The organism is Tepidimonas charontis (assembly GCF_007556685.1).
Classification (GTDB): domain Bacteria; phylum Pseudomonadota; class Gammaproteobacteria; order Burkholderiales; family Burkholderiaceae_C; genus Tepidimonas; species Tepidimonas charontis.
Map to the genome: position 1 here is coordinate 1 of NZ_VJON01000083.1, position 2,342 is coordinate 2,342.

General features: G+C 61.6%; 2 protein-coding genes and 1 pseudogene. 2 read left to right on the forward strand and 1 reads right to left on the reverse strand.

Annotation, left to right across the window (positions count from 1 at the left end; all coding sequences use genetic code 11):
• Positions 1-380 (forward strand): ATP-binding protein (locus Tchar_RS13385; protein ID WP_161595543.1); only part of this gene is annotated, 380 nt, incomplete at its 5' end.
• Positions 381-496: 116 nt separating this feature from the next.
• Here Tchar_RS13385 and Tchar_RS13390 read toward each other — a convergent pair.
• Positions 497-1,534 carry an IS630 family transposase gene (locus Tchar_RS13390; protein WP_144329471.1) on the reverse strand — a complete coding sequence of 346 codons (1,038 nt, stop codon included), beginning with the start codon at positions 1,532-1,534 and terminating at the stop codon, positions 497-499.
• Between the two features lie 54 nt (positions 1,535-1,588).
• On the opposite strand from Tchar_RS13390, the pseudogene Tchar_RS13395 reads away from it, so the two are divergent.
• A pseudogene (locus Tchar_RS13395) lies at positions 1,589-2,215 on the forward strand (IS3 family transposase); the annotation flags it as partial.
• Between the last annotated feature and the right edge of the window lie 127 nt (positions 2,216-2,342).

Here is a 2,342-nt window from a genome sequence, read left to right on the forward strand (position 1 = left end):
CGGCGCTGATGGCCGGGCTGACGAAGGCGCACGCCGATGGCCGGCTCGAGGAGAAGCTGTTGCAGCTCTCCAAGCCCAAGCTGCTGATCATCGATGAACTGGGCTACCTGCCGCTTGAGCCGGCGGCTGCGCACCTGTTCTTCCAGCTCGTGTCGCGGCGCTATGAGCGGGCCAGCATGCTGATCACCAGCAACCGGCCGGTTGGCGAGTGGGGGCAGGTGTTTGGCGACGCGGTCGCCGCCACCGCCATCCTCGATCGGCTGCTCCATCACAGCCAGGTCATCACGATCCGGGGCGACAGCTATCGGCTGCGCGACAAGCGCCGCAGCGGCCTTCTGCAGAAGGCCGCTGCCCCCACCCCGATCACGTCAGAGAGTTGATTAACCCGGGGGTCAATTCCAGATGTCGTCAGGGGGTCAAATCTTCGTGTCGCTTGACATGCGAGGTGCTGGAGGTCAGTGCCAGCGGTTATTGATCCGAAACAAATGAACTGGGATCAAGCGGCATATCGTACTGGGCCATGCTGAAAGTAGCGCATGACACGACGGGGCGACTTTTGCAGCCGACGCAAGTGACTGACGGTGGCCTTTTTGAGGTCGCCCTTGACCCGCGCCGGCGCATTGCTGGTCACCACTGCCTTGAGATCGGCATTGAGCAATTCGTCGGGATTGAGCTCGGGACTGTAGGAGGGCAGGTAGAACACCTCGATGAGCTTGTCGTGTTCGGCCAGCCACGCTTTGACGACCTTGGCGTGATGCACCTTGAGGTTGTCGAGGATCAAAAACACCTTCTTGCCCTGCGCGTCTTTGATGAGCCGCTTCATGAAGTCGATCAGAATGGCGGCGTTCATCGCACCTTCGAACACCTTCCAGCGCACCTTGCCGCGATTGGTCACCGTCGACATGACTGACAACCCTTCGCGTCGCTGCCGCACCCGAATCACAGGCGTCTTTCCGGCTGGGGCATAAGAGCGTCCGCGCACGTCATCCGAGCGCAGCCCGGTCTCGTCACCCCAATGGATCTCGGCCCCTTCCGCCTTGGCGCGCCGCGCAATCTCCGGATAGGTCTCGTCCAGCCACGTCCGCACCGCCTCCGGGCGCTGTTCGTTGGCGCGCTTGATCGGCTTTTGCGCTGTAAATCCCCAGCGCGCCAGATACTTGCCAACCCCTTGCGGGGTGAGCAAAACACCATATCGCTCCTTGATGAGCTCACGCACCGCCTGCCGGCTCCACAGGGCGAAGGCCATCTTCAGCTGATCCGGCGTCTTGTCGCAGATGAGCTTCCTGATCTCGGCCTCCTGCTCGGGACTGAGCACCCTGCACTCTCCCACCTTGCGCCCGCCGCGCTTGTCCTTCAGAGCACGCACCCCCTCTTGGGCATAACGTCGGCAGATGTTGAACACCCCAGTGCGCGACAGGCCCGTCTGCTCGGCGATGGCTTCATATGTCCAGCCCCGCCGACGCAGACTAACCACTTGCCGCCGCCGTTCTTCGCGCGCCTCGAACGACAGCGTTCTCATGTCTCTTCTTTCCATGCCAACTACTTTGGGGCAGTAGGGCAAGTTTCAAGATGATGCGTTTCGGATCAATATTTCAACTGGCTACAGCGGCGTCAGAGGGGCCAAGGTGGGCCTGCCCGTCGTCTCAGCGACGAAGCCCTGCTGACCCATATCCGAGCCATCCAGCCGAGGTCGAGGGCGAGTACGGATGGCCGCGTACGCACAAAGAATTGCTGGCCCGTGGCATCCGGGCGGGCAAAGGCCGGGTGCGCAAGCTCACGCAGCAACACGGTATTCGAGCCAAGACCGAGCGTGAGTTCGTGGTGAGCACCGACAGCAGGCACAGTTTGCCGCTGGCGCCCGACCTGGTGCGGCGGCGCTTCAATCCCGAGGGGCCCCAACAGTTGGTGAGTGCAGACATCAACTACATCGCCACCGACGAGGGCTGGCGGTACCTGGCTGCGGCCATTGACCTGTTCAGCCCTCACGTGGTGGGCTGGAGCCTGCAGCCGTACACGCAGACCGGCCTGATCAAGAATGCACTGGCCATGGCGTGGTGGTGCCGCCACCCGTCACCAGGACTGATGGTGCATCAGCGACCGTGGCAGTCATTACTGCAGCCATGAGTTATAGCAGGCCTTGAAGAACTGGGGCATGCGTCCATCAATGCGCAGGACGGGTAACTGCTGGGACAATGCTCCCACGGAGAGCTTCTGGGAAACCTCTGCACAACCCAGCCTATTCGTTCCAGAGGACGCGGTGATGGTAGACTTTGTTTCACATGACGGGATCAGGGGCAGATTTTGAGTTATTTTCCGCTCCAGAAGCCCCTTTCGTGGGCCTC